Origin of the sequence: Flavobacterium sp. JLP (assembly GCF_015350755.1) — a bacterium.
In the GTDB taxonomy this organism is placed as follows: Bacteria; Bacteroidota; Bacteroidia; order Flavobacteriales; family Flavobacteriaceae; genus Flavobacterium.
In genome coordinates this window covers 202,624-218,408 of the sequence record NZ_JADKPS010000002.1, presented here as the reverse complement: position 1 = coordinate 218,408, position 15,785 = coordinate 202,624, and the positions used below count along the sequence as shown (strand labels likewise).

General features: G+C 32.9%; 14 protein-coding genes. 4 read left to right on the top strand and 10 right to left on the bottom strand.

Annotation, left to right across the window (positions count from 1 at the left end; all coding sequences use genetic code 11):
• Position 1: 1 nt before the first annotated feature.
• Positions 2-1,078, top strand: a complete 1,077-nt coding sequence (locus IRZ83_RS06370; RefSeq protein WP_194567590.1) for a glycosyltransferase — start codon at positions 2-4, stop codon at positions 1,076-1,078.
• On the opposite strand, the gene IRZ83_RS06365 is transcribed toward IRZ83_RS06370, so the two are convergent.
• The 7 genes from IRZ83_RS06365 to IRZ83_RS06335 form a co-directional block, all read right to left on the bottom strand.
• On the bottom strand, positions 1,047-2,351 hold the full coding sequence (locus tag IRZ83_RS06365) for an O-antigen ligase family protein (RefSeq protein ID WP_194567588.1): 1,305 nt from the start codon (positions 2,349-2,351) through the stop codon (positions 1,047-1,049). The genes IRZ83_RS06370 and IRZ83_RS06365 overlap by 32 nt on opposite strands.
• Positions 2,323-3,387, bottom strand: a complete 1,065-nt coding sequence (locus IRZ83_RS06360; protein ID WP_194567586.1) for a hypothetical protein — start codon at positions 3,385-3,387, stop codon at positions 2,323-2,325. Before IRZ83_RS06360 ends, IRZ83_RS06365 begins: the two co-directional genes overlap by 29 nt.
• A 13-nt stretch (positions 3,388-3,400) precedes the next feature.
• Positions 3,401-4,705, bottom strand: a complete 1,305-nt coding sequence (locus tag IRZ83_RS06355; RefSeq protein WP_228515124.1) for an MATE family efflux transporter — start codon at positions 4,703-4,705, stop codon at positions 3,401-3,403.
• Positions 4,706-4,711: 6 nt separating this feature from the next.
• Positions 4,712-5,704, bottom strand: a complete 993-nt coding sequence (locus IRZ83_RS06350; protein WP_194567584.1) for a hypothetical protein — start codon at positions 5,702-5,704, stop codon at positions 4,712-4,714.
• 7 nt (positions 5,705-5,711) lie between these two features.
• Complete coding sequence (locus tag IRZ83_RS06345) at positions 5,712-7,391, bottom strand: DUF6909 family protein (RefSeq protein WP_029271362.1); 1,680 nt, start codon at positions 7,389-7,391, stop codon at positions 5,712-5,714.
• A 172-nt stretch (positions 7,392-7,563) separates the two neighbouring features.
• A complete protein-coding gene (locus IRZ83_RS06340; protein WP_194567582.1) occupies positions 7,564-9,060 on the bottom strand; it encodes a GH3 auxin-responsive promoter family protein in 1,497 nt (498 codons plus the stop codon).
• Between the two features lie 11 nt (positions 9,061-9,071).
• Complete coding sequence (locus tag IRZ83_RS06335; RefSeq protein WP_194567580.1) at positions 9,072-9,572, bottom strand: peptidase; 501 nt, start codon at positions 9,570-9,572, stop codon at positions 9,072-9,074.
• 210 nt (positions 9,573-9,782) lie between these two features.
• Between IRZ83_RS06335 and IRZ83_RS06330 the strand changes: the two genes are divergently transcribed.
• On the top strand, positions 9,783-9,971 hold the full coding sequence (locus IRZ83_RS06330) for a twin-arginine translocase TatA/TatE family subunit (protein WP_029271357.1): 189 nt from the start codon (positions 9,783-9,785) through the stop codon (positions 9,969-9,971).
• Positions 9,972-10,080: 109 nt separating this feature from the next.
• Positions 10,081-11,478, top strand: a complete 1,398-nt coding sequence (locus IRZ83_RS06325) for a glycosyl hydrolase family 8 (RefSeq protein WP_194567578.1) — start codon at positions 10,081-10,083, stop codon at positions 11,476-11,478.
• A gap of 98 nt (positions 11,479-11,576) precedes the next feature.
• Here IRZ83_RS06325 and IRZ83_RS06320 read toward each other — a convergent pair whose 3' ends face one another.
• Entirely contained in the window at positions 11,577-13,700 is a 2,124-nt protein-coding gene (locus IRZ83_RS06320) for a Tex family protein (protein ID WP_194567576.1), read from the bottom strand.
• 114 nt (positions 13,701-13,814) lie between these two features.
• Between IRZ83_RS06320 and IRZ83_RS06315 the strand changes: the two genes are divergently transcribed.
• Positions 13,815-14,084 carry a DUF1294 domain-containing protein gene (locus tag IRZ83_RS06315; RefSeq protein WP_029271351.1) on the top strand — a complete coding sequence of 90 codons (270 nt, stop codon included), beginning with the start codon at positions 13,815-13,817 and terminating at the stop codon, positions 14,082-14,084.
• 149 nt (positions 14,085-14,233) lie between these two features.
• On the opposite strand, the gene rpiB is transcribed toward IRZ83_RS06315, so the two are convergent.
• On the bottom strand, positions 14,234-14,665 hold the full coding sequence (rpiB, locus tag IRZ83_RS06310; protein WP_029271350.1) for a ribose 5-phosphate isomerase B: 432 nt from the start codon (positions 14,663-14,665) through the stop codon (positions 14,234-14,236).
• An 809-nt stretch (positions 14,666-15,474) separates the two neighbouring features.
• On the bottom strand, positions 15,475-15,708 hold the full coding sequence (locus IRZ83_RS06305; RefSeq protein WP_029271348.1) for a DUF2007 domain-containing protein: 234 nt from the start codon (positions 15,706-15,708) through the stop codon (positions 15,475-15,477).
• Positions 15,709-15,785: the final 77 nt, after the last annotated feature.

The window sequence follows — 15,785 nt, the reverse complement described above, 5'->3', positions numbered from 1 at the left end:
TTTGAGAGTTGTACATGTTGTTGAAGCACTTGAGGGCGGCGTTTATACTTATTTTAAAGATTTGTCTACTTTCTTTGGGAATGAAGAAATTGCCAAAACTGCAACAACTGCTATTATTTATAGTGGTCACAGAAATGGCGTGAACCCGACACAAATAAAAGCTGATTTTTCTCCAAACGTTCCTTTGGTTCATATTAGTATGGTTCGCGAAATTGCTCCTTTTCAAGATTTAAAATCGATTTTGAAATTGAGAAAAGAACTCAAAAAAATCAATCCAGATGTTATTCATCTTCATTCATCTAAAGCTGGAGTTTTAGGCCGAATCGCATATTTTTTTCTATTCAGAAAAAAGAAAATTTTTTACACGCCGCACGGTTATGCTTTTCTAAGAACTGATATTTCTAACTCTTCAAAAAAATTATATGCGGGAATCGAAAAAAATTTTCAACGTTTTTTTGGAGGAACAATCGTTGCCTGTGGCGATACCGAATTTGAAATCGCGCAAAAAATAGGACCTTCAAAATTAATTCGAAATGGAGTTGATATTAGTGAAATTAGAAGACATTTTTTACCTCATCAAAATACAAAATTGACTATCGGAATTGTGGGCAGAATTACAGCTGCAAGAAATCCTAAATTGTTTAACGAAATTGCATTACGATTTCCTGATTATAATTTTCTTTGGATTGGCGATGGCGAATTAAATCCTTTCATTACAGCTCCTAATATTAAGGTTACGGGCTGGATCTTAGATAAAAATACTGTTTTTAAAAATTTGAATTCGATTGATATTTACCTTCAGACTTCTCTTTGGGAAGGTTTGCCAATTGCCGTTTTAGAAGCAATGGTTTTAGAAAAGCCTATAATTGCAACTAATATTATTGGCAATAAAGATGTCGTCGTTCACAATCAAACCGGATTTTTATTTGATGAAATTGAGAAATTAAATGACTATTTTAAAGTTTTAAGCGATGAGAAAAACCGAATTTCTTTCGGTAAAAATGCTTTAAAAAGATGCGAAGATTTATTCGATAAAAACAAAAATTTTAAACAGCTTCTGGAACTTTACCAGAAGTAGTTTTTTGCTGAAGCCAATAGCTTGCAAAAATCGATGACCACAAACCGCTAAAGGCAATTCCGTCGAAACGAAGCAAAAAATCATCGGTTAAATTTGACGTGAAAAAGATCAGAAAGAACGAAAGTATAATCGCATTTTTGAGATCATAGCCCAGATAGCCAATAGTTAACATGTAAAGCAACGCTACAATTGGTCCCAGAATTCCAAACTTTAATAAAAAATCGAGAAACTGATTGTGTGTCGGAAATTCGTATTTTGCTAAAAATTTTTGATTGGTCTGCTTGTAATATTTGTTTAATTCTGGTTTTCCATCAGATGCACCAACTCCAAAAGGAAGATTTTTAACTGATAATTCCCAAGCTGATTTCCAGATTGAAACTCGCGTTACCAGTGAATTGTAAACTTTAATTTCAGGATGATCAATTTCATCTAGTTTTCCAACTTTATCCATATAAGCAAAAGTCGCCGTCGAATATTTTTCTTTCATGTATGGATTTTCCTTTACATAGAAAAACAAAATACCACTTAATAACATTAGTACCGTTCCACTTGCTATTGCCATCTTTTTTAAGTTGAATTTTGTTTTAAATTCAAAAAAGAAAACAATTATAAATCCTGCCAAGACATTCATTAAAGCCATTCGTGTATTTACGAAAAGAACAAAGAAAAATGACAAAAGAAAAATGACAAAACGCAACATTTTAATTGCCGTTTTTTCATTGTTATGAAAGCTGTAAAAAACAAAATACAGCGCACAGACAGAAACAAATGCCAAATGCATGTTTAACGCCGGAGCATGAATACCAATGCTGTCTGCAAACTTATATCCTATTTCGAACAAATCAATTCCGTTAAAATATTTTGCACTTAACTCCGGATAAACAACATTAAATCGAATCAAGAAAAACAACATTATAATAGTTGTTACGATGTAATAAATCTGAGCCGTTTTCAAAAAATTTACACGCTGATAATTCCCAATAATAAAAATGGGAAATAATAATAAAGAGATACTTTTTTCTATTGCTTTTAGTCCTTTTGAGAACGAATCGTTATTCCAAAAAAGCAATAATTCCAACAAAATTGGTGAGGCAATACAAACAATTAAAATGAATGAAGTTTTATTAAATTTTAGTTTTTTGAAGAAAATCAAGCTAAAAACCCCAAAAAAAATAATAAAAAGCGAACACGGTTTTCTAAAAATCATTGCAATCGCAATCACACACAAGAAAACATTGAATATTTTATTGAAGTTCTTTTCGGAAATATTCATAGTATAACGCAAAATAAATTAATGGAAAAATACCAATTTTATGACGAACGGCGGTTCCTAAATCGGGTTCAAAAACGCCTTGTACAATAAAAAACGAAAAGATAATCAGTAAAATTAAAAGTTCTTTTGGATATCTTTTTCTTTCTTTTAAACATTTTGAAAAACGAACCAGCAAAATATAAAACAAGAAAAGCTGCCAGATTATAAAGGTAATGATTTGAGGAGAAAAGATATGTTTTAATCCGTTTACCGGAACATTAACAGTGAAAAATCCATAAAAAATACCAACAATTTCTCCGTACCAAGTATCTGTTTTTACGGGCGAAATAATTATCGAATTGGCATCTGCAGAACCTACTCGGTCGCTGTTTACCACTTCTCGGCTAATTTCTGAAAGGTATTTCCCTTTTATAATTCCGTGACTGAAAGATAAAAAAACAGCAATTAATAAACCATAAAAAATGGTGGTTACGGTTTTGTTTTTAAAAGTTACCCGGCTTACCAAGTACATGCCGCCTCCAATAATTGGAATCAAAGCATAATATGGGCGATAAAACGCGCCAAAAATCAACAATAAAAGAACAACGTATACAATTGTTTTCTTTAGTGAAATTTGATCGTTTAAGCACAAGAAAACAATTGGAGATACATACAAAAACGTAATAAACTCTTTTGAAGGCATTGACATAAAAATAGCTATCATCAAAATACCCATATAAACCAGAATGTTCTTGATATTTATTTTTTCGAAGTTATCTGGAATTCCGATTTTATATAAAACAAACATCAAAATCGGAAATTGTATTAAGGCAATTACCGGAAAAGGCAAATAACGCAAACCTGAAATTTTATACAATAAAATCGTAAGCGGATAACTTCCAAAATAACCTATTTCATTTCCTTTATCATACGCTATAATTGCAGCGTCGTAAAAAAACTTGGGAGGCAAAACAAAATAGGCAGCAAATGCTACAACCAAATTGGCTGAGGCAATAAGCCAAAATGCTGCTGTACTTTTTTTAATCTTGTTTTGCATTTTAAATTGATTCTTAATGTAAAAAAATTTTGATTCGGTCTTTTTGATAAATAACAATAGCGGCAACTATATTCCAAAAAAGCGAACTCGAAACAAACGCAATCGCCGCTCCGATCATTCCGTATTCTGGAATTAAAAATCGGTTTAAAACAAAATTAAGCAAAACAGCCACCATTAAAATAACCTGAAAAATATGCTGTCTTCCAGTCATATTCAAATAAACTGGCGCTGAACCAAATGCAGAACAAACTCCCTGGCCAATTATCAAAATTAAAAAAGCTTGTTTTGCGACTATATATTGATGTCCGAAAAAAGATAAAACATGTTCAGAAGAAAAACTGATTAATAAAATTACAGGAAATGTTATTCCGAAGATTAATCGCGCGCTATTTCTAAGCATCTTAACTAATTCTGTTTTATTATGACTTGAAAAATACTCCGCAATTTTAGCCGAAACTGTAATATTTATGGTCAAAATAATAACTGAAACAATCGTCATCACTTTAACGCCGACAGAATAAAAGGCAACTGTTTCATCATTCCGGTATTTTTTCAAAAACATAATATCGAAACTCATCAATAAAAACATCGCCATACCGCTTATCGCAATTGGATATGATTTTAAAAAAACTTCTTTATGAGAAAATTTTTCAAGTTTATTCACGGTTTCTGTTTTATTAAAATAAAGAAAAACAAAAACGGAACTTATAACCGAAAGAAAAACAAATCCGAGTAAAAAAACATCCACCAAATAGGTTTCTTCGTGCCAATAAAAAAGCAAAATTGAGCCTATAATTAAAGGAATATATTTCAAGATATTCCGAAACAATTCGGCAACATATAATTTATCTAAAGCTCTGAAAATTTCTGTATTTAAAGTCGAAATTCCGTAGAAAAACAAGGTTGCGGCGCCTTTTAATAAAATCGAATATACCTGCTGATCCGCAAAATAATTGTTAATTAATTCTTTGCTTAAAAGGGCAATAATCAGCAATGCTAAAACGGAAGTAAAAAAAAGCATTCCCAGCATTTTGATATATATATTTTTCAATTCTTCCAGCGCACCCTGACTTGCCAGTTTTCCTTTAAAATATAAAATAGACTGATCAAAACCCAGCAGGCAAATGCTTCCGATGGAGAGAAGAAAAGAACGAACAAAATCATATTGCCCAACCAATTTTGGACTATATGATTTTGTTAGAAAAACTGTAAAACCAAATAACAAAAGAACTCCTAAAATTCTTAAAAACAAGGTGTTAAAACTTTGTCTTAAAAACGGATTTTGAGAAAATCTTTTGAAAATAAGAATGGTTTTCAATTGTTTTTAAAGTTGATTTGCATTTGAAATTGCAAGTTGTTTGCGATAAAATTTCTTGAAAAGATAAGTCAAAATAAAAATCAAAATAAAGAAAAGCGGCAGCCAAATTTTGAAATTTCCGTTTACAGTTTTATTTTCATTTATGTTAAGCGTCGAATTAATCTCTTTGATAATCTTACCAAAAGTGATTAATTTAATTCGGTTTTTTCCTTGTTCAAGAACCAGTTTTTGTTTGGTTTTTATAATGTCGTTGAGTTGCAGATTTTCATTGTAATAAACCAGTTTTTCGTTTTTAGAACCGTTTTTTACTGTATTCGAAAAGCCATTCAAAACATTATCAATCTGAGCAATTATCGTGTCGTTTTGTGCAATTTCGCGTTCTAAATTTTTATATCCAATTTTTTGAATTTCAGCATAATAGGTCGAATTGTTTAAGAATTTCAACAGCGGATCAACAACTTCTTTTTCGTTTGCTAGCTGATTTGAAATAAAAGAGATGGTATGAAAAGTATAGTTTTTGCTTGTAACATTATCTTCTAAAACCTTTTTTACCTCGCCAACCTCAGCCATTATTTTTATCAGTTCGAAGTTTTGTTCTTTGTCTTCGATAAATTTATAAACGTCAGGAATTGGCTTGATTTCGATTTTTCTGATTGTTTTTGGATGCGAAATTCCAACTACATTTTTAAGAAAAGCCGTGTCTCCAGAAACAATTTTAGATTGTATCAAATCGATTTTGGCGTATAAATAATCAACACTTTCAAAATTTGGCGTTACAATAACTTGATTCTGAAATGATTTTTTATTCGAATCTAAATACCAGCCTAAACTAAACCCTAAAACAACTAGAATCAGCGCGATAATCCAGTTTCGAATAAAAAACTGAATTGCTCGAAAAACAGATCTGCTAACGCGCTCGAAAAAATTACCAATACTTCTTGAAAGCTGAAAAATATCAATTTCCTGATCGGAGTTGTTATGGGGTACTTTTGTACTCATTTATTGGTTATTTTACGTTGAAAATTTGTTCTAAAATTTTAATGGTAATCAAATACGTTGGTTTTACGCCAGTTGTTCCTAATCCGCCAGAAGCTAATGTACTTCCGGTTTCAAGAGGATTATCTGAAGCATAATATGCATAACGAACTTTAATATCATGCGGTACGCTTTTTCTAATTTTTGATGCCGATTGAATCGCTTTTTGATAATAAGAACCTTCCATTTCAAGACCAATTACGCCCCAAGTCGATTCGTGAAAGAATTTCAGCAAATCTCTGTTTTGCAAAGAAGTTCCTAAAACAGTAACCATTGCGCCTTCAAAAACGGCAATGTCGTTTCCTTCAAACATAGCGCCTGTAAGTTCATTTTCGAAGAAATAATTATCTGCAGTTCCTTCATTTATATGTGCCGACGGAATCATAATATCGCCTTTTCCGCCTTCTAAAATTCCAGCCTTACCCATTATAGAGACAGATTGAACATTCAATAAAGTTTCTTTTTTATATGGTTTTAAAAGCTCGTCGATTGTTTCGTATGCTTGTTCTCCAAAGGCATAATCCATTACGATAATAACAGGTTTGTTCTCGTCAAGTGCTGCTTTTGGAAATGCGGTTTTTGTCCAGTCAATTTTTGCAGTATCAAAAATCTGAACATCGATGTTTGTTCCTGATGTATCTAATATTGAAATCATTCCGTTTTTCAACGCCACTTCTTCAACAACAGCTCTGGTGTCTTTTGCGCCAGATTTGCTTAATTCTTCATAAATAAAGAAATCTGATTTGCCTTTGAATTTTGATGTTAATAAAGGAGTAGCAAAAATCGAATTCATGACACTGTGCATGTTCGCACTAATAACATGAATTGGCCGCTTTAAAAGATCATTAGCTTTTAAAACTTCCTTGATATTTGTTGCCCAAATTTCACCGTGAATATGGTGTCCTAAACGTTCTCTTAAAACGGGACTGAATGTTATTGTTCTTTTATTGTTTTCAATCACTTCTTCGATGGCTAGTTTTCCTAACCAATAAATAACGTGCAGGAAACGGTCTGGTGCATTTTCAGATCCAAAAGCGTCGTAAATATCTAAAACCTCTTCAAAAGTTCTTGCTAAGATATTGGCAACGTGCGAAATTGCTTTTTCTTTTTCTATTAAAGACAATTTTTTCGTCTGCATTACGGCTTGTTCTAATTTAAGCCAGTCACGCGAAACTTCGCCTCCGTCGTCTAGTAAAACTCTATTTTTAATTTTATGGGATTCGATGAAAATAAAAGTCAAATGCGTCAGAATATCGTAAATGTCAGATCGCCCGCGCGTGATTTCGACATTCATTTGTTCTTCGTCAATTCGGTAACAATTTCTTCTTCTTTTTGGAGGAACAATTGCCTGAAAATGCGATTTAGAATAACCTTCATCCGAAGTTAAATTGATAAAACGGCATTGTTCGATTCCTATCGGAAGTCTTTCTATAACATACAAAAGTCCGTTTAACTCTACTTTTTCTTCTCCTATATTTCCGTAGATTTCTGGGCGCAATGCCAATAATGATTCTCTTAAGCCATCGCCCGAAACTCCCATTGGCTTATAAAAACCGCGGTTGAATAAGTGGCGCATTGTAATGTACATTCTTTCTATCGCTGCAGATGATTCCTGTGCTCTAGATCTTGATATATGTTTGGTTTCTTTCATGTATTTTTATTTTAAAAATCTTCTTGTCGAGAAGATAATCTAAGTGTTTTAATTAAACGAAATTAGGAAATATTACTATTATTTCAATCGAAAACTAAAAATGTGATTTAATTATAACGTTTATTTCAAATTAGGATTGACAATTTGAATAATTCATATTCTCTTCTTTTTCTTACTTCAAATTATCCGCAATCTTCCTATCATTCGATAATCTCGGAATTTTATTTTGTCCGCCCAATTTTCCCTGCGATTTCATATACTCTTGAAATCCATTTTTAGAAACTTTGGTTACCACTACTTTTCTCAAAACATTTCCTGTTATTAAATCGTCGTAATAAATGTTTTGCTTTCGCATTGAGTCGTCAATCGCTTCCGCGAAGGCGTCGAAATTTTCAGGTTCATTTTCAAATTCTACAAACCATTCGTGATACGGCAATCCGCTTGACGGATTTATTTGTGGTGCTACAGTAAATTCGTTTATTACAATTTTGGTTCCCTGAGTTGCTTCTTTCAGTGCTTTTTCGACTTCGTTGGCTATAACATGTTCTCCAAAAGCAGAAATGAAATGTTTGATTCGGCCAGAAACGATAACACGATGCGGAAATAAAGTTGTAAACTGAACCGTGTCTCCAATATTATAACGCCAAAGCCCAGCATTTGTAGAAATAATCAAAACATAATTTATACCTATTTCTACTTCTCCAATGGTCAGCACTTTTGGTTTTTTTTCAAAAAATTCATCTGCTTTTATAAACTCGTAGAAAATACCCGAATTCAATAACAGCAGCATTCCTTCTTCGTTTTTGATCCCAAAATTTCGGGACTGATACGCAAAAAAACCTTCAGAAGCCGGAAACAATTCTATGCTGTCTACTTTTCTGCCAATCATGTTTTCGAACTTAGCGCGGTATGGCTCGTAATTAACACCTCCGTAAATAAACAAATTAAAGTTTTTGAATATTTCGCCAATCTTTTTTCCGTCGCTTTTTTGCTGCAAACGTTCAAAATACATCTGAACCCAAGACGGAATTCCAGAAATAACAGACATGTCTTCTTTTATCGTTTCGTCGACAATGGCATCAACTTTAGTTTCCCAATCATCAATACAATTGGTTTCCCAAGATGGCATTCTGTTTCGCTGCAAATATTTAGGTACAAAATGCGCTACGATTCCAGAAAGTCGTCCAAATTTAATTCCGTATTTTTCAGTCAGAATAGGGCTTCCTTGCAAAAAAATCATTTTTCCGTCAACAAAATCGGCATTACCAGTTTCATGAATATAATGTAAAATCGCATTTCGCGCGGCTTCTATATGATGCGGCATTGATTCTTTCGTTAGCGGAATAAATTTTGCCCCCGAAGTTGTGCCTGAAGTCTTTGCAAAATAAAGCGGTTTTCCTTTCCATAGAATGTTTTCTTCACCTTTGACCACTTTTTCGATGTAATGTTTTAAATCCTCATAATCTCTTACCGGAACATTTTTTTGAAAATCTTCAACATTTTTTATTTTACTAAAATGATGATCTGCACCAAACTGAGTTTCTTTTGCGCTTTTTATTAAACTCTTAAAAACTTTTTGCTGCGTTTCAACTGGTTTATTCGACCAGGCAAGCGTTTTGTAATATATTTTGCTGGCAAATAATTTTGCAGCTACAGATTTAATCGACATTTGCTGTGGTATTATTTTTTGTTGGTTTTGTTTTTACTTGGCACTTTTTCGCCCGGCTCCTTCTCTATTTTTCCAACTTCTTCTCTTAATTTAATTTCTTCTTCAGAAGCGTTCATTTTTAAGCCTGAATGCTCTTCTGTATCTGCTAAAATAGAATCTTTATTAAATTTTGCGTAATCCAGTTCGCCTCTCAAGACCTTCTGAATGCCATGAATATACGCTTCGTTTTTCTTTAAGGCTGTTTCTAGCGAATCTGATTTTATGGCTAGTTTGGTTGCATTTTTTTTCAATTCAGAAGAAGAATATCCCGGAATAAATTCCCGCAAAGGCGTAAAAGCAATAATAAAAGTGGTGATTAAAATTAAGAAGATCCCGCCTAAAGAAAAGACAACAAAAACATTCATAAGGTTGAGTTTGAAAGAGAAAATTTCTTCAAAAGTATTTTCATTCAAAATTACCAGCCGGTTTTTGTTGAATAATTTTTTTCTGAAATCATGTTTTTTCTTGGCCATTTTGGTTCTTTATACGAGCAAATATAATAATTAATCGTCTTGTTGATGCTCGATAAATTTTAACCAATCCGCTTAATTTACGATTTTATAAAATATTTAACGTGACCAGAATCAAATATTTTAATCCAAAAACACTTTTTGTTCGTATATTTCTATATACCTTTGCTTAAAATTAGAAAAACAATTTGCTTCGGCATTAAATATACAACCATGGGAAGATTAGGTCTTACAGAAATCCTCGTAATAGTAGGTATTGTGATATTACTTTTTGGAGGTAAAAAAATTCCAGAATTAATGAAAGGTTTAGGAAGCGGAATCAAAGAATTCAAGAACGCTGCTAAAGACGATCAAACTGCACCTGTACCTCCTGTTAAAAAAGAAGAGGAAGAAATTAAATAAGTATTTATAACCTTATTATTAACCCCAAACTGCAAATGCAGTTTGGGGTTTTTTTTTATTTGTGTAAAATAACCTACTTTTAGAGTCCCTAAATCAATTAACAATAATTATGAAAAACCTACTTCTGATTACTGTTGCCTTTTTGTGCCTCAAAAGTAACGCACAAAAGCAACCCTTTCCGGCAAATATTTCCTTTGCCAATGGCTTGATGGCTAGTTCTAAAAACAGCCAGGATGCCAAAAACAACTACGACCTTTGGAAAACCAATTTTGTAGAAGCCTGCAGCAATGGCCGATTTCGAGTTAAGTTTGATGACCCAAATCAAACCGTCTCTGAAGGAATTGGATACGGAATGCTTCTAGCGGTTTATGCTGCCGACAAAACTCTTTTTGATGGTCTTTGGCTTTACTACAAAGACAATGTGAATGCAAATGGTGTTATGAATTGGAAAATCAACGGCTGTTCAGGAATTAATGGCGCAAATGGCGCAACTGATGCCGAACTAGATGTTGCTTTTGCACTTATCGTTGCCGATTTTCAATGGGCAAGTGCCGGAACTATTAATTATAAAAATGATGCCAATACCTTAATCGCTGCAATTAAGGCGCACGAAATAGAGGCTAATACATTTGTTCTAAAGCCTGGAGATCAATTCGGCGGAAGCCAAATTACCAATCCATCTTATTTTTCGCCTGCTTATTACAGAGTATTCGGAACTTTTACAAATGACACCGCTTTTTGGAATTCAGTTGCTGCAAAATCATATACCATTATCAACAACAATCTTACTGTAAACAATGCTGTGGGTGGTTTAGTTTCAGACTGGTGTGAAGCTTCAGGAGCTTATTCTTCGCAAGCAGGCGGTTATAATAAAGGAGGAAAAACCTATTCGTACGACGCTGCAAGAACTCCTTGGCGCATTGCGGTAGATTATTTATGGTACGGGACTGCAGATGCAAAAACGTATTCTAAAAAATCTTCGGATTTTGTGCGTGTCAATCTAGGCGGATCTTTAAATATAAAAGACGGTTACAATCAGGACGGATCTTTAAGCGGACAATGGCACAATGCTACTTTTGTAGGCGCGTTTGCCTGCGCCGCTATGGGAGGAGAAAATCAAACACATTTAGATGCTTCTTACCTTGATTTAAAAAACTTAAACGAACCAAACAGTTATTTTAATCATACCCTAAAAACATTATACTCCTTTTTGTTAACAGGTAATTTCTATTTACCATTAAATGCCAATCTGTCTAATGATCATTTTAATATTGAAAAATCTACTGTTACGCTTTTTCCAAATCCGAGTGCTGATCGAATTACAGTTAACGCACCTCAGCAATCAACTATTTCAGTAATTTCTATCTTAGGAAATGTTATCCTTCAACAAAAAACAACTTCAGAAACTACAGAAATAAATTTAGCTCATTATGCTCCAGGAATTTATTTTATAAAAATAGCCAATGATGATTTTAAAAGCGTCACCAAAAAGGTGATTTTGAAATAATCCTAAAAATAAAAACTCCCAAACTACTATTTTCGTTTGGGAGTTTTTTTTATGTTTAATTCCAAAGTTGGAATTTGGAATTTAAAAATTAGGATTTTCTACAAAACCATAGTCAACTGAATTCTCTTTCTATCTTCATCGACTTCTGTAACCTTAACATCAACATGTTGGTGTAATTTAACCACTTCGTTTACATCGCTGACAAAACCAGCTTTCAATTGCGAAATATGAACCAATCCGCTTTCTTTGATTCCGATATCAACAAAACAGCCAAAGTTGGTAATGTTATTCACAATTCCAGGCAATATCATTCCGGTTTTCAAATCTTTGATCGATTTTACGTTTGCATCAAACTCAAAAACCTTTGCCGACTTTCTTGGGTCTAATCCGGGTTTTTCAAGCTCTTTTATGATGTCTTTCAGCGTAAGCAAACCAATTTCAGGTGTAATATAATTTTCTGCCTTAATAAGCGCTGTTTTCTCTTTGTTCGCAATTAAGTCGTTTACTGAAAGTTTCAAATCTTTCGCCATCTTCTCTACAACCGGATAAGCCTCTGGATGCACTGCCGAATTATCCAGCGGATTTTTTGCATTCGAAATTCTGATAAATGCCGCGCCTTGCTGATACGCTTTCTCGCCTAGGCGAGGCACTTTTTTCAGCTGTTTTCTGTCCTCAAACGGACCGTTTTCTGAACGGTATTGTACAATATTTTCAGCCAGCTTCTCTCCTATTCCACTCACATAACTCAGTAAATGTTTACTTGCGGTGTTGATGTTAATTCCAACCGAGTTTACGCAGCGAATTACGGTGTTATCCAATTCTTCTTTTAGTTTAGTCTGGTCAACATCGTGCTGGTATTGTCCTACTCCAATTGCTTTTGGGTCAATTTTTACCAATTCTGCCAATGGATCTGAAAGTCGTCTTCCGATCGAAACTGATCCACGAACGGTTACATCATAATTTGGAAATTCTTCTCGCGCAATTTTTGAAGCCGAATAAACAGAGGCTCCGGCCTCAGAAACGATAAAAACTTGCAGCGGTTTGTCGAACGCAATTTTTTTTATGAAAAATTCAGTTTCGCGCGAAGCTGTTCCGTTACCGATAGAAATAGCATCAATTTGATAAGCATTTACCATCGAACGGATTTTTTTAATCGCCATTGCTTCTTCATTTTGAGGCGCATGTGGATAAATCGTTTCGTTGTATAACAAATCGCCTTTTTCATCCAAGCAAACTACTTTACAGCCACTTCTAAATCCTGGGTCAATTGCTAAGATTCTTTTTTCGCCCAAAGGCGGAGCCAGTAATAACTGTCCCAAGTTGTTAGCAAAAACCTGAATTGAATTAGCATCGGCTTTTGCTTTTGCTTCCTGCAAAGTTTCATTTCCAATCGCTGGATTCAATAATCTTTTATAACTGTCTTCGATTGCTAATTGCAAATGAGCCGTCGTGCTGTTTTGTTTTTTAATGATTATTTCATCAATAATATCGTATGCTTCATCAATATCAACATCAACTTTCAACTTTACATAACCTTCGTTTTCTGCACGAAGCATGGCTAATAATCGATGTGAGGGTGCTTTTGTCAAAGGTTCTTCCCAATCAAAATATTGACTGAATTTTTGTGCGCCTTCTTCTTCGCTTTTCTTTTTTACTACTTTAGTTCCTATTGTCGCTTTCCTATTAAATAAACGACGCAATTGTTTACGAACGTAAATATTCTCGTTAATCCATTCGGCAATAATATCTCTGGCACCTTGAATTGCTGCTTCTTCATTTATAACATTTTCATTAATGTATTGTGTCGAAATAAAATCGACATCAACATCATTTTCAGACATAATGATTTTTGCTAAAGGCTCTAAACCAAATTCGCGCGCGACATCTGCTTTTGTTTTTTTCTTCTTTTTGTATGGAAGGTAAAAATCTTCAATTTCCTGCAAATCAAAACTTTGTTCGATTTTCTGCTTCAAATCTGGAGTAAGTGCTTTTTGCTCTTCAATAGATTTAAGAACTGCTTCTTTACGTTTTACAAGTGTTTCGTATTCTTTTTGAAGTTTTGCAATCTGCTCGATTTGAACTTCGTCAAGATTTCCGGTTGTATCTTTTCGGTAACGAGAGATAAACGGAATCGTACAATCTTCTTCTAATAATTTAACCGTGTTTTGAATGTTGATCGCTGCTGTTTGAACAGACTTGGCAATGAATTGAATATTAGTCATACTTTTAATGAAATAAATTCTTGTTATAAAATGATATAATTTACTTGTTAAAATACAGAAACAAATTCATTAATCATTCGGCTAAAATAATATCTTTGTTTCAATTTTAAGCCAATGAAAGTTTTATTATTTTATTTTTTATTTATAAATATCATCCTATTCGTTCTTGCTGGATACGATAAATATCAAGCCCGAAAAAATAAGCGGAGAATTCCTGAGAATACATTGTTTTTTCTGGAAGCAATTGGCGGCACAATAGGCTTATTAACAGCAATGTTTTTGTTTAGGCATAAAACAAGCAAGACTTCCTTTATCATCAAATTCATAATAATTCTTTTGATTCAGGCCGTTTTGATTTATCTTAAATTAACGGATAAAATATAGATATTCACAATGTTAATAACTCCTAAGAGGTATTTTAATTTTTTATTAAGCAACTGACTTTAAGATTATTAAACAAAAAACCGGATGAATTAAAAAATCCGCCCGGTTTACTATTTCTTAGGTGCGAAGCACCCGATTTTTTTTACTCTTTACGAACAAGCAATTTTATTCACTCTATTTTGGTGTCTTCCGCCTTCAAATGCAGTAGTTAAAAACGTTTCAACAATTTCTACCGCTTGCGGAATAGAAGTGAAGCGCGCCGGAATACTCACAATATTCGCATCGTTATGCAGGCGTGTTAAATATGCAATTTCTTTAGTCCAGCATAAGCCAGCTCTAACTTTTGGATGTTTGTTTACAGTCATGGCAATTCCGTTGCCGCTTCCGCAGATGACAATTCCAAAATCAGCTTTTCCCTCAGACACATCATTCGCAACTGGATGTCCAAAATCAGGATAATCAACAGAATCTTCAGAATCTGTTCCGTAATTGGTTACTTCATATCCTTTTGCTTTAAGCATTGCAACAATTGCTTTTTTATAATCCGGTCCTGCGTGGTCGTTTCCTATCGAAATTTTCATTTTTAATACTATTAAGTTGTGTTTTGCAAATTTAACCAAAGAAATTTGCAGCCACACATTAATTATAAAAAAGTTCGCTAAGAATTTCACGAATATGTACTAATTGTTTTCTTTGTAAACATTTAAAAACACATTTTATATTCAAATTAAAATTAGAAGATATAGGGAATTGGTGGGAAAAAAATCATATTTCACAATAGTCTTACTATCAAATCATTGACACTTATTAACATTATCAATAACTTTATAAGTATCTCATAATCAATAAATAATAAGCATGGATTTTGTTAAAATTTTAGAATGTTAATACCAAATGCTAATTCGTTGATATTCAGTTAACTTTAAATTAACATTATTTGTTGATAAGTTCGGATAGAAAATTAGAAGTTTTTTTTGGTTGTGTCGAAAAAAAACCTAATCCAAAACTGGAATGAAAAAACCTAATAAACTTTCATGAATTTTTAGAAAAGTTATCAATATCAAAAATGTCATTTTCAACAAAAATCGAGATATGAACTTATCTACAAAATGAACTCAAATTTGGTTGTCAACCGTTGTTAATTAAAAATGAAAAAGGCTTAAAAATTAATCCTTTAACTAAATATAAGTATGTTGATAACTCTATATAACTAAGCAAAACTTCATTTCAATACATTTAAAAATAAAATTATTCGACATATTAACAAGCTATAATAACCATCAAAAATTAATTAAATTTAAAATTTCTTTTTTGTTGTATTTAATATATGTTGACAACTTTGAAAGTTGAAAAAGGAAAAAAAAATTTTTGAGAAGAAAAAAGAAACGATTTAAACGATTTTGAGTGGATTGTTTAGACTGTCTAAAATTTGCTGTACTTCTTCGAAATCGTTTGGGTGAACTTTGAGTTTGATGCCACCCAAGGCCGCCGAATACATTGGAGCAACAGAAAGCGTTATTTCATTTTCAAAAAAATACGGAATCTCTTCTTGCTCTAATAAGTGTTTCAGAACGACGGTTTCGTGCGTATAATTGAATACTGCAATGGTTTTAAAGCTTTCCATATAGAGTCTTTTTGTAAATGTACGAAAAGTTATATTTTTAATAATTCTAATTGTTAAAATCTATTATCTGATATCTT